The following is a 16,328-nucleotide window of genomic DNA, read 5'->3' as shown; positions in this document are numbered from 1 at the left end:
TTCGATCCCCTTGTTTGCCCGTCCAAACACCGGCCTTCCCGTTTTCGTCCAAGGGCGGATGGAACGCCCTCTTTCCGACCGCCCAACAGCTTCTCTTGTTTGTTCACCCAAACGCACGCGGGGCGGCTTGTCGTCTCATTCTTCAAAGCGAATGATGCCGCGAATGTTTTGCCCGCTCTTTAAGGCGGCGAATCCGTCGTTGATTTGGTCGAGCGAATAGACGGCGCTGATGAGCGGTTCGAGCTTCAGCTTGCCCGCCGCGTACAAATCAAGCAGCTTCGGGTAGTCAACCGGCGGATTGCCTTGGCCAAGCCACGAACCGGTCAACGTTTTGGATTGGGACGGCAGCGAAAAGGCGTTGATCTCCACCGTTTCATGCGGCGCGGCGATGCCGACGATGACCGTCGTTCCCGCTTTTCGCGTCATGTTGTATGCGTCGGCCATCGTCTCCGGGCGGCCGATCGCTTCAAACGCATAGTCGACGCCGATGCCGTCGGTCAAGTCGAGCACGGCGCTGACGGCATCGTCCTCGCGGGCGTTGACGGTGTGCGTCGCCCCGAACGTTTTCGTCATCGCCAATTTTTCATCGACGACATCAATGGCTATAATTTGTTTCGCCCCCGCTAACGCGGCTCCTTGAATGATATTGAATCCGACGCCGCCGGCGCCGATCACCGCGACCGTGCTGCCCGGGCTCACCTTGGCCGTGTGAATGGCGGCGCCGACGCCGGTGATGACGCTGCAGCCGATCAAGGCGGCCACTTCAAACGGCACGTCGCGGCGAATCGGAATGACGGCCTGCTCAGGCACAACGGTATATTCACTGAACGCGCCGGTTGTTAAAAACTGATACACTGGCTTCCCTTGCCAAGAAAAGCGCGTCGTCCCGTCGGGCATGGTCCCGGTCGCCGTCAGCCTTGCCGCCTCCTCGCATAGATCGGGCCGCCCGGTGCGGCAATAGCTGCACGTCCCGCATGACGGCACCCAATTGAGCACCACATGGTCGCCTTGTTTGACACTTGTCACCCCTTCCCCGACCTCTTCGACGATGCCCGCCCCTTCATGACCAAGCACGATCGGCAGCGGCAGCGGGAGCGTTCCGTCGATGACGTGCCAATCGCTATGGCATAGGCCGGCTGCTTTCAGTTTCACTTTCACTTCCCCGCGCTTCGGGGCTGCCACTTCCACTTCCTCGATGAAAAGCGGCTCCCCGTAGCGGTGCAATACTGCGGCTTTTGCCATGTCGTTCCCTCCTTTTCCATCCGCCCATTACGCCCGCTTGCCGGCCATATCCGCTTCCTCTTCACGGATGCCGCGGCCCCGCAATGCATCCAAATAGGCGTCCCATTCCTGCTTGAGCGTTTCTTTCAGCTTGAAAAGGCCGATGACGAGCGGCCGGGTCGAATGGTCTTGCAAAAACACATCGCGGATGACATCCTCAAACTCTTCCTTTTTCCCCGGCAGGCCGTGGTCTTTCCCATACAGCAAATGCTTATCGAGCAACCGCCGGATCGTCGGGCTTCCCGGCCCGCCGCTTTGCCGGTAAAACGCTTCGATGCGCTTTGACATCGTCAGCTCTTCTTGTTCCTCGCGCATGTTCCTTCCTCCCTCTTTAAAATCGCGGCCGCTGTTTGCGCGTCCGGAACAGCCGCCAGCCAAGGAAAACGACCAAGATGACAGAAACGGCCAACCCGATGTTGGCGATCGTCGTTTTCTCCATGCCGAGAAACGTTCCGCCCGGGATGCTGGCGACAATAAACCCGGTGGCCATAATGATGGCAAACGCGATGAGGGAAAGCGCCAAACGGTTGGCGATTTGGTTGAGCGTATTGCGCGTCACCGGGTCGGTTTGGACTTGCACGGTCATGCGCCATTTGTTTTCGGCCATCGTCTCCAACACTTTGTTGAACCGGCGCGGGAAGGTGGCGATCATTTCCGCCGTTTCAGCGACAAGACTCGCGTTGGCGCGAAAATTAAAGCGCTTTCCGAGGATGCTTTTTAAAATTGGAATTTCATACGCCTCCACGACTTCGCCGTACGAAATTTCCGGGCAAATCCAGCGCGCCGTCCCTTCGGTGGCGGAAAATCCTTTCGCCCAAAGCGCCAAGCCGTTCGGGACTTTGCAGTAGTTGCGGAGCCCGATCGCCGTCGCTTCAAGGACGAGGCGGCCGTAGTTGTAGCGGCTGCTCCCTTGATGGGCGGACACATAGTTTAACGTCAACGTCCGCAGTTCATCTTTCAATTTGACAACATCGGTGTAAATGGTGGGCGACATCAGTTCCATAAACACTTCGGCGGCGTCTTCCGCCTGGTTGAGCTGGATGTGCAAAATGACACGCATCAAAATTTGCGCCATCACGCTGTCCATCCGCCCGGTCATCCCCCAGTCGATGATGACCGCCTTTTTCGTCCGCTTGTCAATCATAATGTTGGAACCGTGGGCATCCGCATGATAATGGCCGTCGAGCATCGTTTGCACGTAATGATGGACAAGATCGATCATGATGTTGACCCGCTCTTCGAAGGTGAGAAAATCGACAGGGAAGTCTTTAATGAGCCAGCCGTCAATGTATTCCATGATCAAGACGCTTTTCGTCGCTTCATACACGTGCGGAACCGTGACATGTTCAGCCCTCCTTTCGTACTTTTGCTTCATTTCTTGCATTTTTCTTGCTTCTTCCGTCATGTCGAGCTCATCCATGGCGCTGCTGTAATAATCTTGCACGAGCCCCCCAAGATCGAGGGCGGCCTGCAGCTCGGGCGGCAGCCGCTTTTGCAGGCGGGCGGCCATTTTTTTGATAATGGCGATATCGGTTTGAAACAGCTTTTCGACCGTCGGGCGCACCACTTTCACGGCGACGACCGGACCGTCTTTCAGCTTCGCTTTGTATACTTGGGCGAGCGACGCTGAACCGAGGGGCGTTTCGTCGATCCACTCAAACGTCTCGAGGCCGTCGGACAGCTCGCGTTCGAGAATGTATTGAATTTTGGCAAACTCGATCGGCGGCACCCGGTCGAGCAGCTTCTCAAGCTCGAGTGTCACCGGCTCCGGCAGTAAATCTTGCCTGGTGACGAGCACTTGCCCGAGCTTGATGAACGTCGGGCCGAGCTCCTCAAACGCCAGGCGCAGCCTTCGGCCGACATGGCGCCAATAGTCGTTGTCCCCTCCCTTTCCCCGCAGCCTATGGGCGATGGCGTCGCCCAGCACCATGCCGAGCCCGTTTTTGACAAGCACAGCGATGATTTTCCGCCGTCGTTTTCCCGCCGTAATGGCGGCTAGCTCCTCTTCAATGGCCGCGCCAATCGCCGCCCAGTCGCGGGCCGGTTTTGGTTTGGCCGTTTCGATCGACGCGTGCAAACGGCTTCCCTCCTCTCTGCTTTACAGCCGTTCAATAATGGTGGCGGTCGCCATGCCAAAGCCGATGCACATCACTTGCAATCCGTATTTCCCGTCCATGTCCTCAAGCTCATGAAGCAGCGTCGTCATCAACCGGGCTCCGCTCGCGCCGAGCGGATGGCCGAGGGCAATCGCCCCGCCGCGCGGATTGACTTTTGCCATATCCGGCTCGAGCTCCCGCTCCCACGCCTTGACGACGGAAGCGAACGCTTCATTGATTTCGATCACATCGATGTCATCCAAACGCAGCCCGGCTTTGTCGAGCACGCGGCGCGTCGCGGGAATGACGCCGGTCAACATCAAAATCGGATCTTCGCCGACGACCGTGCGGGCGACGATGCGGGCTCTAGGCCGCAAGCCAAGCGCTGCCGCCTTTTCTGCCGACATGAGCAGCACGCCGGCCGCGCCGTCGCTCACTTGACTCGAGTTGCCGGCCGTAATGACGCCATCTTTCGGCTGGAACGACGGCTTGAGCGCCGCCAGCTTTTCAAGCGACGTGTCGCGCCGAATCCCTTCGTCGCGGGTGAAGGACACCGTCCCCTCCTCGCCCGGCACGTCAAGCGGAATGATTTCCCGCTCAAACATCCCACGGTCGGTTGCCGCCGCCGCTTTTTCATGGCTTTGCAAGGAAAACGCATCAAGCTCTTCCCGAGACACCCCCCATTTTTTCGCGATCATCTCCGCAGAAATCCCTTGCGGCACGATGTTGTACCGACTTGTCAGCTGGCGGCTGAACCGCCCCATGTCGCTTCCCATCGGAACGCGCGTCATGCTTTCGACCCCGGCGGCGATGGCGATGTCGATGTCGCCGGCCAAAATCGCCTGCGCCGCGCTATGAATCGCCTGTTGGCTCGAGCCGCACATCCGGTTTAAGGAAAACGCCGGCACTCCGACCGGAAATCCGGCGGCGAGCACCGCTTGGCGGGCGATGTTGCCCCCTTGCTCTCCGGTCATTGTCACACAGCCGACGATGACATCTTCCACCAGGCCGGCATCCAGCCCATTTCGGTCGACAAGCGCCCGCAGCACCGGAACAAGCAAATCGACCGGATGGACGCTTGAGAGCGCCCCTTTTTTCTTGCCGATCGCCGTGCGCACGGCGTCAACAATCACCACTTCCCTCATGCCGCTCCTCCTTTTCTGTCTGAACATCGAACTTCCTTCAGCACGCCCCGAAGCGCGGCGTCCGTTTCGTCAAAACGTAAACAATTCGATGCCGCCTGAAACATTCAACCCAATCCCCGTAATGTACTTCGCTTTATCGGAACAAAGGAACACGATGGCATTGGCGACGTCTTCCGGCTCGCCCGGACGGCGGAACGCGGTGCGCTGGATCATGCGCTCATTCATTTTCGGGTTGCCCATGCGAAACGCTTCCGTGTTGATGATGCCCGGGACGATGGCGTTCACCGTAATGCCGTAGCGCGCCCCTTCAAGCGCCATGCTTTTCGTAAAGCTCAGCACCGCTCCTTTCGTCGCCGAATAGCTCGCCTGGCCGAAGCCGCCAAGCGTCCCGGCGACAGACGACATGTTGATGATCCGCCCCCATCCTTGCTCTTTCATATACGGCCATACCGCTTTTGTACAGTTGTACGTGCCGGTCAGGTTCACCCGCAAATCGCGCTCCCAAAACTCATCGTTTTGCTTTTCGATTTGCGAAACGTGGTCGAGCGTGCCGGCGTTGTTGACCAAAATATCAATGGAACCAAACTCTTCTTTGACGCGGGCAAACACTTCTTTCACTTGCTCACGGTCGGTGACGTCCATTTTGAGAGCCAGCGCCCGCCGCCCCATGGCGCGAATGTCTTCCGCTGTCTTTTCGGCGTACACCACTTTTGTACTCTGCATCACTTGTGAGAGCGGTCCATATTTTTGCGCCGTCTGTTTGCTTTCTTCATCCGATTCGAGCAAAATATCGGTAATGACGACATCCGCTCCCGCTTCGGCAAGCGCCAAGGCATCCGCGCGCCCGAGGCCGCGTGAGGCGCCGGTGACGACCGCCACTTTTCCTTTCAGCAGTTCCGCCCATGACGACATCGGTGATCCCTCCGTTTAACGTAAAAATTGCGGTTGTTTCTTTTGGAAAAACGCCGCCAGCCCAATCGCCGGCTCTCCTGTCTTAAACGTTGCTGCAAATGACGCCGCTTCGATGCCAAATCCGTCTTCTGGAAGCCCTTCGGCCGCATAGATGGCCCGCTTGGCAAGCCCCATCGCCCGTACGGCCCCTTCTGACAGTTGCTCGGCAAACGCCGCCGCCTCTTCTTCCAACCGCTCCGGGGGCGTGATGCGATGAATGAGGCCGAGTTCGAGCGCTTCTTGCGGTTCAAGCCGTCTGGCGAGAAAAATGAGTTCCGTCGCTTTCGCCCGCCCGACGAGGCGCGTCAGCCGCTGCGTGCCACCCGCGCCAGGGATCAGGCCGAGCGAGACTTCCGTCAAGCCGATTTTGCCGCCGCCCATGATGCGGAAATCGCAAGCCAACGCCAATTCGCAGCCGCCACCGAGCGCGTAGCCGTTGATGGCCGCGATGACCGGCTTCGGCATCGTCGCGAATCGGTCGAAGCAGCGCTGCATGCGGGCGCTTTGTTCGGCGATGCCCGCTTCATTGCCGGCAAACTGGGTTCCTCGCTGAATCATATCCTTTAAATCAGCGCCGGCGAGAAACGTTTTCGGATGGGCCGACGCGATGACGACAACGCGCACCCCGCGGTCGGCTTCCAATTCATCGGCTGCTTTCTCCAATTCTTCCATTAATCGCTCGCTAATGGCGTTCGCCGGCGGGTTGTCGATCATCACCCAAGCGACTCCTTTGTTTCGCCGCTCGATGCGCAGCGTTTCGTAAGGCATCGGAATTCCCCCTTTCGTTCGATCGAACCGGCAACTTCATAAATGATCATCGCTCTCCACCGCGAGCGGAGATGTTTGGGTCGCCGCCTCGCTCTTCTATACGTGCACCCCGTATGGCGCATACAACCGCCTTGCGGTGACAAGGCGTTGGATTTGTTGCGTGCCTTCGAAAATATCGAACACTTTCACATCGCGGTACAATTTCTCGACCAAATGTCCGTCAAGGCCGACGGGCCCGAGCAGTTCAAGGCACATAGCGCATACATGAAGCGCCATTTTCCCGGCCACTGCCTTGCAGATAGCCGCTTCCATCGCATTCGGCTCGCCAATGTCGGCTTTCCACGCCGCTTCCCACGTCAACAGGCGAGCAACGTCAATCTCTTGCTCCGCCTCGGCAAGCAGGGCGGCTGCTTCATAGTACAACCGTCCTTGTTTCGGGTACTCGCTGCGAACGATGTCAAGCGTATATTCATAGGCGGCGCGGGCGATGCCGACGGCCATGGCCGCGACGATCGGCCTCGTGCTGTCAAACGTTTTCATCGCCACTTGGAAGCCGGACGGGCGATTTTCGTTTGCGCTGTACAGCTCTTCACCGCCAAGCAAATTTTCATCAGGAACAAAGCAGTCTTCAAACAAGAGCTCCGCCGTTTCATTGGCGCGCAAACCCATCTTATGGACGGTGCGGGTCGCGACAAATCCCGGCGTCCCTTTTTCGACGACAAACGCCCGGTGCCCGGCGCGGCCCAACTTCGGATCAACCGTGGCGAACACGACGACCCAAGAAGCGCGGGCGCCGTTGGTGATGAAAATTTTTTGCCCGTTTAAGAGATAGCCGCCGTCCACTTTTTTCGCCGTCGTGCGGATGCCGGACGCGTCCGAGCCGGCTTCCGGTTCCGTCAAGGCGTAAGCTCCCCAGCGCGGCTCCTCCTTCGTGAAAATGGACAAAAACCGCTGCTTTTGCTCGGGCGTGCCGCTCGATTGAATCGGCGGACCGCCTAAGCCAGGGCCGGGAAGGGAAAGGGCGATGCCTGGGCATCCCCACGCGAGCTCCTCAGCGGCGATGACGGCCACGCGGTTGCCTTCGCGCTCTTTTTTCTCCTTTTTCTTTTCCGAATCAGCCGAAGCACGCCCTCCGCCAAACGAAGACGCATTCAGCTGGATGCCCATTTTGTTGACTTTTTGCAGCCATTCGTCCGGCACCCGCCCGAGCCGGTCGGCCTCCAGCGCGATCGGGCGCACTTCATGTTTAGCAAACCAATGGACGAGTTCTTTGATTTGTTTTTGCTGCGGTGAGAATTCAAAGGAAATCATGGCGCCACCCTCTCTTTCCGTTTGCCCAGCAGCTGTTCGCCGCGGCGGATGAGCCAATCCGTTTCCCGGCCGTACAGCATCACTTGCGCCTGGGCGTCGCGCATCCATTTTTCAGCCGGGTATTCTTGCACGTACCCGTGCCCGCCGAGCATTTGCACGGCCTGATCGGTGACATAGCGCAGGGAACGATGAGCTCGCGACAACGCGCTCCAGGCGTAGCCGCCCGCCTGTTCATCCCCTCGGTCAACTGCAGCGGCCGCTTGCCATACAAGCAGTTTCGCCCCGCGGCATTCGAACGCCATTTCGGCGATCGTAAATGACACCCCTTGGAACTTGGCGATCTCCTGTCCGAACGCCTTTCTTCCCGCAGTGTATTCAATGGTGTAATCAAGCGCCGCCTCCATCAAGCCGACTTCCTTCGCCGCTTCGATGACTTGGTTTCGGGCGCGCATGCGGTTGAGCAATGCATCCGCTTCCGGGCCGCGGGCCACGAGTTGTTCCGGACCGGCGTACACTTCTGCGAATCGAAGGCGAGCGATGCCGGCAGCCAGCAGCCCAAGCCTGATGTCTCCTTCTTCGATCTCCCATACTCGCTCATCAAAGGCGAGCAATACCGTTTCCTCTTCTTCGTCCCTAGCGGCGATGACCGCCCAGTCGGCTTTCGACGCCAAGCGGACTGGAGACGACACCCCGTCCACAATATATCCGCTGCCGCGCCGGCGCACGCGAATCGCTTCCTTCAGCGGTTCTTTTTGTTCCGCTTCGTCGATCCAGGCGACAGTCGGCCATCCGCCTTTCGCCATCTCCCGGTACCGGTGCCACACGCGGTGCTCGGGAGACAGACGAAAGAGGGAAGACGCCTCCCCGGCCCCCGGAAGCCCTTGAATGACGCCTAAATCGCCATAGCTGAGCGCTTGCCAGATGATCGATTGCGACAGAAGCGGCAGTTCCAAGCCTCCCCACGATTCCGGAAGCTCGAGCGTTGACAAGCCGAGCTCATCCACCCGTTCGCTCACATCAACTGAAACCGTTCGATGTTTTTCACACTCTCTTGCGACCGGCCGAATTTTCTCAACGGCTAGGCTGCGGGCAACTTGAAAAAACGCCTGTTCTTCTTTCGACGGTTGAAAGGATATCACCTTGCCCCTCTCCTTTTCCATTACGATTGAACAGCGGGAATGAACTCGCTCGCCCATTCGCGCAGCTTCTTTTTGTCGATTTTGCCGATCATCGTTTTCGGCAAATAGCCGACCTTTTTCAAAAAGCGCGGGGTTTTGTATTTCGCCAACCGCTTTTGGCAAAACTCGATCAGCTCCGCTTCCGTCACTTGGGCCCCGCGCCGAACGACGACATACGCGGCGACTTCTTCGCCCATTTTCGGTGAAGGGACGCCGACGACGCCGGCTTCCAGCACGTCCGGATGGGACATCAGCAGCTCCTCGATATCGCGCGGGTAAATATTGAATCCACCGCGAATGATGACATCTTTTTTCCGATCGACGATAAACACATACCCGTCCTCATCGATGCGCGCCATATCGCCGGTATACAACCAGCCGTCGCGCAGCGCCTGGCGGGTCTCCTCGTCTTTTCCATAGTAGCCTTGAAAAACGTTTGGACCCGACACAATCAGTTCTCCGACTTCGTTTGGCGGCAGGGGATTTCCGTATTCATCGACGACCGCCACCCGAACCCCGGGAAGCGGCAAGCCGACTGATCCAAGCTTGATCGGTTTCGTCGGATCCGTCGCCGTCACAATCGGCGCCGCCTCGGACAGACCGTATCCCTCCAAAATAAGACAGTTGAACTTGCGCTGAAACTGCTCAGCAAGTTCGGGCGGCAGCGCCGCAGAACCGGATATGCAAGCCACCAAGCTGGAAGTGTCGTACCGGTCGGCCTCGGCATAATGGCATAAAGCATGAAACATCGCCGGCACCATCGCCGTATGCGTCACCCGATGCCGCTCGATCGCTTCGAGCGCTTTTTTCGGCTCAAAATACGGCAGAAGGACGACTTGATCCCCCAAAAGGAGCGCGACGTTCATCATCGTAAATCCGAACGCATGGGAGATGGGCAATACCCCAAGGCCGACGCGTGCAAATTCGGTCGGCAGCCGCTTCGCCATCTCAGCGGCCGCTTCCGCATTCGTGGACAAATTGCGGTGCGTCAACACAACCCCTTTCGGCTGGCCGGTCGTTCCCGACGTGTAAAGCAAAGCCGCAGGATCGTTTTCATTGACTTCCGACGTCGTCAGGCTGGCAGGAGCTTGTTCCATTCTCGTTCGCAAAGAGTGAGGAGAATCCGGAGCGTCCAGCGTGACGATCATCGGAGGCGCCGGCAAGCCATTGGCGGCCTCTTTCGCTTTCGCCCACAGCATTTCCGCCGTCAGCACCACTTTCGGTTGGCAGTCTTTAAAAATGTAATGGAGCTCCTGCGTCTGCAACAGCGGCAACACCGGCACGACAACCGCTCCTGCTTTCAAGACGCCGCTAAAGGCGATGATGACTTCCGGGCTGTTCGGCATCGTTACAACAACGCGGTCGCCCGGCTTGACCCCAAGTTCAATCAATGCATGAGCCAGCTGAGACGAACGGGTATCGCATTCAATGTTCGTATATTCTTTTCCTTCGAATACCAGCAACGGATACGGTCCATATTCCTCTATGTTTCGTTTCCAAATATCCGTCAAACGCATCGTCCGCTTCTCCCCTATCGGTTTGTCAGAGGACAGCCGATTTGTCGACCGCCCTCTTTTCCTCCGTTAAGCCTGCTTTGCACTGTTGTATGCGGCGAGCACTTCTTGAAGGCGAAGCGCCAGCCCCATATCTCCGTCAATGCGAAGCCGCCCGCTCATAAACGCCTCCGTTCCGTTCAATTCCCCTTCCGCCATTTTTTTAAAATCTTCACTGTCCATGCTTAACGTGCAATCAGAAGGCTCTTGCTCCCCTTCAATGACAAATCCTGCATCCGGCCGGAGCACGACTTGGTAGACGCCGGCTTCATCGCCGCTCAAATTGAATTGATACACGGCGACAATTCCTTCCGCTCGTGAAATGTCTTCTTTCAATTGTTGATCGATCATCTGAAACACTTCTTTCACACTGGGCATATCAGTACCTCCTTAATATTTTGAACTATCAGAAATTTTTTGGCCCACTTTTACTATAAACCGCTTTCAATCATTCATCCATCCCGATGATGCTCGGATTTTTCCTTTTGCTTTTGCGTTTTCACCCGACATTTGTCCGGCCATGAAAGCGGGCTACAAAAAATTTCCATCAAACCAAACATCTAAATGACGTTTGGGGCATCACCTTCCTGTCAGCGCCGAGCTCACAAGGCATGAAGAAGTCCATCCTCACCGATCAGCTCCAAATAGCGCCGATAAAGCGGAAACGCCGGCACGATGCGCGGCAGAAGCTGCAGCGCCTTCGCTTTCGATCCTTTTGCCTTCATTTTTCCGGTCATGAGCGCCAATGGAACGTTGATGTTGCCGCCCCAAAATTGGTGGGCGATATCGCCGGTCGTCTTGATGGCAACATCAGGCGCATCGATTGCCTGCCCGAAATAAATGGCGTAGTTTTCACCGGTTTCCGGCCGCCTCGCATCGATGCTGATGACCGCCTCCGGATCGGTCAAATAAAAGACGAACGCGGCGCGGGAACGGCGGATTTGTTCTCCAATCCGATTGATTTGCTCCACCTCGTTGCCGTATTCCTGATACGCTGGATGCTGTCCCCACCAGCTGCGCAGCTCCATTTCCGTCCTTGGGCGCGACGGAATTTGCATAAACTCGCCGATCACCCGATACACATGAGCATCATCACGAAACAATGCCATATCCGTTCACTCCCTTCAATCGAGTGTGCACTCTCATTTTGGCGCGAAACGACTCCCTCCAGCAATTCCGACAATTGCCGGGAGGAAACAGGCAAAACGAAGGGAACCCATGAACACTCAACAAAGCGTATAAGCGATGAAACAAAAAAATAGCCGCCCCGTTTGTTTGAGGCAGCTGTTTTGGCCAACATGGCTGCAACGATTCTTTTTAGGACAATCTTCAGCGCATCATTAATGGTGTAAACTCTCTTTTTGTTAACGCATGCTCGTTTTTTTATCGACAAAGAAAAAAGCAACCTCCTCCCACATTCGTAATCGAATATGAAAAAGGTTGCTTTAGCATGTTTTTGCTAGTTACAAATTACGTTTTTGTTTGTAAATCTCGTCAACCCCTACAAATTCGCCAGCCGCATGACGTCGCGGGCGATCATGACCTCTTCATTCGTCGGGATGACGAGCACTTTGACCGGCGAGTGCGGATAGCTGATGAACGCTTCTTTGCCGCGCACTTTGTTTAGGATGGGATCCCAGTACACCCCCATGAACTCGAGGCCGCGCAACACTTTCGCCCGCACGACTTCGCTGTTTTCGCCGATGCCGGCGGTGAAGATGATGGCATCGACCCCGCACATGCGCGCCGCATATGAGCCGATGTACTTATGAATGCGGTTCGCAAACACTTCAAGTGCCAGTTCTGCGCGCTCATTTCCTTCGGCGGCCGCTTTTTCCAAGTCGCGCAAATCGCTCGAGATGCCGGATATGCCGAGCATGCCGCTCTTTTTGTTCAGCACGTCAATCACTTCATCGGCCGTCATTCCCGTTTTTTCCATAATGTACGGGATGAGCGCCGGGTCGATGTTGCCGGAGCGCGTTCCCATCGCCACGCCGGCTAATGGCGTAAAGCCCATGGACGTGTCGATCGACTTGCCGCCTTCAACCGCCGCGATGCTCGCCCCGTTGCCTAAATGGCACGAGATGAGGCGCAGCTGTTCGATCGGCCGGCCGAGAAGCTCCGCCGCCCGCTGGGTGACGTATTTGTGCGACGTGCCGTGGAATCCGTACTTGCGGATGCCGAATTTCGTGTAATACTCATATGGCAAGCTGTATAAAAACGACTGTTCCGGCATCGTCTGGTGGAACGCCGTGTCAAACACCGCCACGGCCGGCACGTCCGGCAGCACTTCCTGAAACGCCCGAATGCCGACGAGGTTGGCCGGGTTATGGAGCGGAGCGAGCTCGGACACTTCTTCAATTTGCTTGATGACGTCCTCGGTGATGAGCACCGAATCACTGAACTTCTCCCCGCCGTGGACGACGCGGTGCCCGATGCCGTCAATTTCGTCAAACGAACGGATAATGCCGTAGCGAATGAGCTTATCAAGCAGCATTTTAACGGCCGCGGCATGATCCGGAATCGCCGTCACTTCTTGATGTTTTTCACCGTTTACGACAATGGTGAAAATCGCGTCGTCAAAGCCAATCCGTTCGACGACCCCTTTGGTCAACACCGTTTCTGCCGGCATCTCAAACAGCTGGAATTTCAACGAGGAACTTCCCGCATTAACGGCTAGCACTTTCGCCATCGAAAACACAGCTCCTTTTTTGCCAAAATCCGCTCGCGCTTACCGTTAGTGTGCGCGATTGGGCGCCGTTTCACTATGCCTTTTTCATTGTATGCCTCCCGTTTTCGCGTTTCAAGCGCGGCTTTGTTTCGCAACCGGTTGCAAGAAAAAGTTTTTATGTTGTGAAAAATGAAAACGGAGCTGACCGAAAAGGTCGGTGAAAAACAGCGATTCTTCGATGAAGAAAAGAGCAGCATTTATCATCTTGAGCCGAGAAGACCCCACTTCCACGCGTGAGCGCAAGGGGAGGAAGATGCAACCTCTCGTTTTGTGAAGGGGCTTGACGGCCTATACGGTGATCAAAAAGGGCGTCCCGCTGCGTTTGGGACACCCTTTCTTCAACGTTCTTTTTCCTCGGTGATCCAGGCGTCGATTTTCGCCATCATCGCCTGCATCGCCGATTTGTTGGAAAACCGCGGCAGCTCGACAAGCAGCACGTGTTTTGGCTTTTTGACGTTCGGCCCTTTCTTTTGCAAAATCAACACGCTTTTTGCCGCCTGATCGTTTTGAAACATCGACAGCGGCAGCTGCAAGACTCCTTGGACAATGGCCGCCTCTTTTAAAAATTCGTTCAGCTGCCCCGCCTGCGGGCTTGAGAACAACGTATTCGGGATGAGGAAAAACAAGTAGCCGCCCTCTTTCGTATAACGCAAGCTTTGCTCGATGAACAAATGATGGGCATACGACCGGCCTTCCTTCGCTTTTAAGGCGAAGCGGGCGGCATTGTCGTCATCCGGGTAATAGCCGACCGGCAGATCGCAGACAACGACGTCAACCGGCTCAACAAACAGCGGCCTTAGGCTGTCTTGGTTAAACAGCTGCACCGGATGCTTTTGCAAGTTCGCGTTGACGTACGCCAATTTGACAAGCAGATCATCGACATCGCTGCCGTAGCTCGCCGCCTGTTTTCCCCGAAGGCCGTTTAACACCGCCGTCAATAAATTCGCCGTGCCGACGGCCGGGTCGAGGATCTTAAGCGCCAAATGCGAGCGCGTAAACTCGCGGACCAAATACGCCAAAAACAAACTGACCGCATCCGGAGTCATTTGGTGGTGCGGCTGAACATGCTTGCGCATCCCTTTTAACACCGCAAGCTGAAACGCCTTGCGGATTTCTTCGTTTTGAAACCGTTCCAGCATCAGTTCGCGATACTGCTTTTTCAGCCGTTTCGCGTTCAGCTCGCTCACCTCATCTTGCAGCACGTCGCCGTGGAACAAATTCTCCCCCGTCTCCGCGACGGCTTCTAAATACGTGCATTGCAATTCTTCTTGCAAAAGTTGGGCCGTTTCATCGAATACCGTGAACAACCGTTCGACTGGCGTCATCATCTGTACGTCCCCACCTTTCTGCCAACGTCCCTTCTGTATATTGTACGGCCGTCCGCCTCGCGCCGCAAGAAAAGCGCCGATAGGAACGGAAAAGGCCCCGAACGGGTCGGGGCCTTTTCATTATTTCGCCGCTTTCGCCGCTTCAATCGCCGCTTCGTAGTTCGGATGGTTCGTCACTTCCGGCACGTATTCGACATACGTCACTGTGTCATGGCTGTCGATGACAAACACGGCGCGGGCAAGCAGGCGCAGTTCTTTGATCAAGACGCCGTATGCTTGTCCGAACGAAACATCGCGATGGTCGGACAACACTTGAACGTTCTCAATGCCGGCGGCGCCGCACCACCGCTTTTGCGCAAACGGCAAATCGACGCTGATCGTCAACACTTTCACATTGTCGAGCTTTGCCGCTTCCTCGTTAAACCGGCGCGTTTGCGCGTCGCAAACCCCGGTGTCGAGCGACGGAACAACGCTGATCAGGCGGACGTGTCCTTTCGTATCCGCGAGCGTCACTTCCTGCAAGTTTTGATCAAGCACGGTGAAATCCGGCGCTTTGTCGCCGACTTTCACTTCGTTGCCGACAAGCGTCACCGGCTGCCCTTTAAACGTCACATAGGCCATGGGTTCTCTCCCCCTTTAGAAAAAATATGTACTACTTCCATACTAAAACGCGGAACGGAATTTTTCAACGATTTTGTCCGTTCATGACAGCGGACAAACAAAAGGCCGGACGCCAACGGTCCGGCTAAATGTCAAAGTCGTCTGCTTTTTGGCCTGCGGCGCCGTCTTTCTTGTTTTTCTTCAGCATCGCCTGAATCTTCTCAAACGCCTGCGGCGCGACATCGAGAATTTTTTCGTATAAGTGCGTGCTTTCATCCAAATGGAGCAGCTTCACCCCGGACGAGTTGACGACGAGAAACGCAATCGGCGTAATCGAGACGCCGCCGCCGCTGCCGCCGCCAAACGGATGTCCGTTCCCTTGGGCCTGCCCGTTCCCGCCGGCTTGCGCCCCTTGGTGGCCGTTTTGCTGGCCGTCAAGCATAAACTCGCTGCCGCCGGCGGCAAAGCCAAACCCGACTTTCGAGACGGTCAAAATGACACTCCCGTCAGGCGTCTCCACCGGGTCGCCGATAATGGTATTGACGTCGATCATTTGTTTTAAGTTTTCCATCGCTGTTGTCATCAGCCCTTGAATCGGATGGTTCGTCATCGTCATTCCTCCTAGTAGCCTTCATTTGCCTGCTTGGCCGCCAATGGGTCCCGCTTTGGCGGCCGCTGTCCGCGCCAATGTTTGACCACTCGCAATCCTGCTACCATAGCATGCCCGATTCGAAACTGAATCATACATAAAAACACCGTTTCTGAAGCGGCCCGATCGTAGGCCGGAACGATGGCGACAGCCGGAGTTGTTTTCATGTTCATATAGCGGCTCGCAGCACCGATGATCATGTATTTCAGCGACCAGCCAAGCCCCACGAGCAAGCCCGTTGACGCGGCGTCGCCGGTGCCGATTCTCGTTTTCCACTCCCATTTCGTAATCGTCACGTGGCGGTAAAATTGTTTCATAATTTCATGCAAGTCGACGACTTGCTCGAGAAACCGTTTCAGCTGCCGAAACAGGTCGGCGATTTTTTTTAGGGTCAATTTCCCTTTCTTTTCCTCCTTCCCGCGCGTTCCCTCCACTCCTTTTTTATGGAGAAACGCCACCCCCGGCGCATCCGAATCCATTTCTACTTTGATGAGCGGAATGCGGACGGTATAGCGGAGGAGGCCAAACAGCGTGCGCACCACGATTTTGCATTCATCGTCGTCTTTCATATGGCGAAACACGACCGTCACCGATACTTTCATCCAGGCGACGAGAAGAAGCAAAAGAACAACCGTTGCGATGACCGCGATGACTGCTTTCAATGTCCGCCCTCCCTTTCATCATCCATTGTCGCCATCTAGAAAAAAAATAAACCTGCCGTTTCGGCAGGCGGACAT

Annotated in this window: 16 protein-coding genes; all 16 read right to left on the bottom strand. The window is 56.2% G+C overall.

The window, feature by feature from the left end; genetic code table 11:
* Positions 1–135 precede the first annotated feature (135 nt).
* The 16 genes from ETR37_RS08780 to ETR37_RS08700 all read right to left on the bottom strand — a co-directional run bounded on the left by ETR37_RS08780 (position 136) and on the right by ETR37_RS08700 (position 16,253).
* Complete coding sequence (locus ETR37_RS08780) at positions 136–1,242, bottom strand: Zn-dependent alcohol dehydrogenase (protein WP_015375616.1); 1,107 nt, start codon at positions 1,240–1,242, stop codon at positions 136–138.
* 27 nt (positions 1,243–1,269) lie between these two features.
* A complete protein-coding gene (locus ETR37_RS08775; RefSeq protein WP_011232249.1) occupies positions 1,270–1,596 on the bottom strand; it encodes a hypothetical protein in 327 nt (108 codons plus the stop codon).
* Positions 1,597–1,612: 16 nt separating this feature from the next.
* A complete protein-coding gene (locus ETR37_RS08770; protein ID WP_015375618.1) occupies positions 1,613–3,358 on the bottom strand; it encodes an ABC1 kinase family protein in 1,746 nt (581 codons plus the stop codon).
* 21 nt (positions 3,359–3,379) lie between these two features.
* Positions 3,380–4,522 (bottom strand): thiolase family protein, encoded by a 1,143-nt coding sequence (locus ETR37_RS08765; RefSeq protein WP_015375619.1) that lies wholly within the window; start codon positions 4,520–4,522, stop codon positions 3,380–3,382.
* Positions 4,523–4,591: 69 nt separating this feature from the next.
* Positions 4,592–5,434, bottom strand: a complete 843-nt coding sequence (locus ETR37_RS08760; protein ID WP_011232252.1) for an SDR family NAD(P)-dependent oxidoreductase — start codon at positions 5,432–5,434, stop codon at positions 4,592–4,594.
* A 15-nt stretch (positions 5,435–5,449) separates the two neighbouring features.
* Positions 5,450–6,241, bottom strand: a complete 792-nt coding sequence (locus tag ETR37_RS08755) for an enoyl-CoA hydratase/isomerase family protein (RefSeq protein WP_015375620.1) — start codon at positions 6,239–6,241, stop codon at positions 5,450–5,452.
* A 96-nt stretch (positions 6,242–6,337) separates the two neighbouring features.
* A complete protein-coding gene (locus ETR37_RS08750; protein WP_015375621.1) occupies positions 6,338–7,552 on the bottom strand; it encodes an acyl-CoA dehydrogenase family protein in 1,215 nt (404 codons plus the stop codon).
* Complete coding sequence (locus ETR37_RS08745; protein WP_033005181.1) at positions 7,549–8,691, bottom strand: acyl-CoA dehydrogenase family protein; 1,143 nt, start codon at positions 8,689–8,691, stop codon at positions 7,549–7,551. The genes ETR37_RS08750 and ETR37_RS08745 overlap by 4 nt, the downstream gene beginning before the upstream one ends.
* 20 nt (positions 8,692–8,711) lie before the next feature.
* Complete coding sequence (locus ETR37_RS08740; protein WP_015375623.1) at positions 8,712–10,247, bottom strand: class I adenylate-forming enzyme family protein; 1,536 nt, start codon at positions 10,245–10,247, stop codon at positions 8,712–8,714.
* 66 nt (positions 10,248–10,313) lie between these two features.
* Positions 10,314–10,661, bottom strand: coding sequence for an SCP2 sterol-binding domain-containing protein (locus ETR37_RS08735; protein ID WP_015375624.1), 348 nt, complete (start codon positions 10,659–10,661; stop codon positions 10,314–10,316).
* A 224-nt stretch (positions 10,662–10,885) separates the two neighbouring features.
* The gene (locus ETR37_RS08730; protein ID WP_015375625.1) at positions 10,886–11,392 is read right to left on the bottom strand and encodes a hypothetical protein; all 507 of its coding nucleotides are present in this window, start codon (positions 11,390–11,392) and stop codon (positions 10,886–10,888) included.
* Between the two features lie 392 nt (positions 11,393–11,784).
* Entirely contained in the window at positions 11,785–12,975 is a 1,191-nt protein-coding gene (locus ETR37_RS08720) for an acetate kinase (RefSeq protein WP_060788014.1), read from the bottom strand.
* A gap of 377 nt (positions 12,976–13,352) precedes the next feature.
* A complete protein-coding gene (locus tag ETR37_RS08715; protein ID WP_060788015.1) occupies positions 13,353–14,342 on the bottom strand; it encodes a class I SAM-dependent methyltransferase in 990 nt (329 codons plus the stop codon).
* 120 nt (positions 14,343–14,462) lie between these two features.
* The gene (gene tpx / locus ETR37_RS08710; RefSeq protein WP_015375628.1) at positions 14,463–14,963 is read right to left on the bottom strand and encodes a thiol peroxidase; all 501 of its coding nucleotides are present in this window, start codon (positions 14,961–14,963) and stop codon (positions 14,463–14,465) included.
* 124 nt (positions 14,964–15,087) lie between these two features.
* Positions 15,088–15,552 carry a GerW family sporulation protein gene (gene ytfJ / locus ETR37_RS08705; RefSeq protein ID WP_015375629.1) on the bottom strand — a complete coding sequence of 155 codons (465 nt, stop codon included), beginning with the start codon at positions 15,550–15,552 and terminating at the stop codon, positions 15,088–15,090.
* A gap of 11 nt (positions 15,553–15,563) precedes the next feature.
* Entirely contained in the window at positions 15,564–16,253 is a 690-nt protein-coding gene (locus tag ETR37_RS08700) for a DUF2953 domain-containing protein (protein ID WP_129447150.1), read from the bottom strand.
* Positions 16,254–16,328 lie beyond the last annotated feature (75 nt).

Origin of the sequence: Geobacillus sp. PK12 (assembly GCF_004123125.1) — a bacterium.
Lineage (GTDB): Bacteria > Bacillota > Bacilli > Bacillales > Anoxybacillaceae > Geobacillus > Geobacillus zalihae.
Note: the sequence above shows the minus strand (reverse complement) of the source record. Positions and strands in the feature narration are given on the sequence as shown.

Bases quoted from the DNA above. Each gene is read 5' to 3' on its own strand.
- ETR37_RS08780 (WP_015375616.1), bottom strand. From the start codon at position 1,242: ATGGCAAAAGCCGCAGTATTGCACCGCTACGGGGAGCCGCTTTTCATC.
- ETR37_RS08775 (WP_011232249.1), bottom strand. From the start codon at position 1,596: ATGCGCGAGGAACAAGAAGAGCTGACGATGTCAAAGCGCATCGAAGCG.
- ETR37_RS08765 (WP_015375619.1), bottom strand. From the start codon at position 4,522: ATGAGGGAAGTGGTGATTGTTGACGCCGTGCGCACGGCGATCGGCAAG.
- ETR37_RS08760 (WP_011232252.1), bottom strand. From the start codon at position 5,434: ATGTCGTCATGGGCGGAACTGCTGAAAGGAAAAGTGGCGGTCGTCACC.
- ETR37_RS08755 (WP_015375620.1), bottom strand. From the start codon at position 6,241: ATGCCTTACGAAACGCTGCGCATCGAGCGGCGAAACAAAGGAGTCGCT.
- ETR37_RS08750 (WP_015375621.1), bottom strand. From the start codon at position 7,552: ATGATTTCCTTTGAATTCTCACCGCAGCAAAAACAAATCAAAGAACTC.
- ETR37_RS08740 (WP_015375623.1), bottom strand. From the start codon at position 10,247: ATGCGTTTGACGGATATTTGGAAACGAAACATAGAGGAATATGGACCG.
- ETR37_RS08735 (WP_015375624.1), bottom strand. From the start codon at position 10,661: ATGCCCAGTGTGAAAGAAGTGTTTCAGATGATCGATCAACAATTGAAA.
- ETR37_RS08730 (WP_015375625.1), bottom strand. From the start codon at position 11,392: ATGGCATTGTTTCGTGATGATGCTCATGTGTATCGGGTGATCGGCGAG.
- ETR37_RS08720 (WP_060788014.1), bottom strand. From the start codon at position 12,975: ATGGCGAAAGTGCTAGCCGTTAATGCGGGAAGTTCCTCGTTGAAATTC.
- ETR37_RS08715 (WP_060788015.1), bottom strand. From the start codon at position 14,342: ATGATGACGCCAGTCGAACGGTTGTTCACGGTATTCGATGAAACGGCC.
- tpx (WP_015375628.1), bottom strand. From the start codon at position 14,963: ATGGCCTATGTGACGTTTAAAGGGCAGCCGGTGACGCTTGTCGGCAAC.
- ytfJ (WP_015375629.1), bottom strand. From the start codon at position 15,552: ATGACGAACCATCCGATTCAAGGGCTGATGACAACAGCGATGGAAAAC.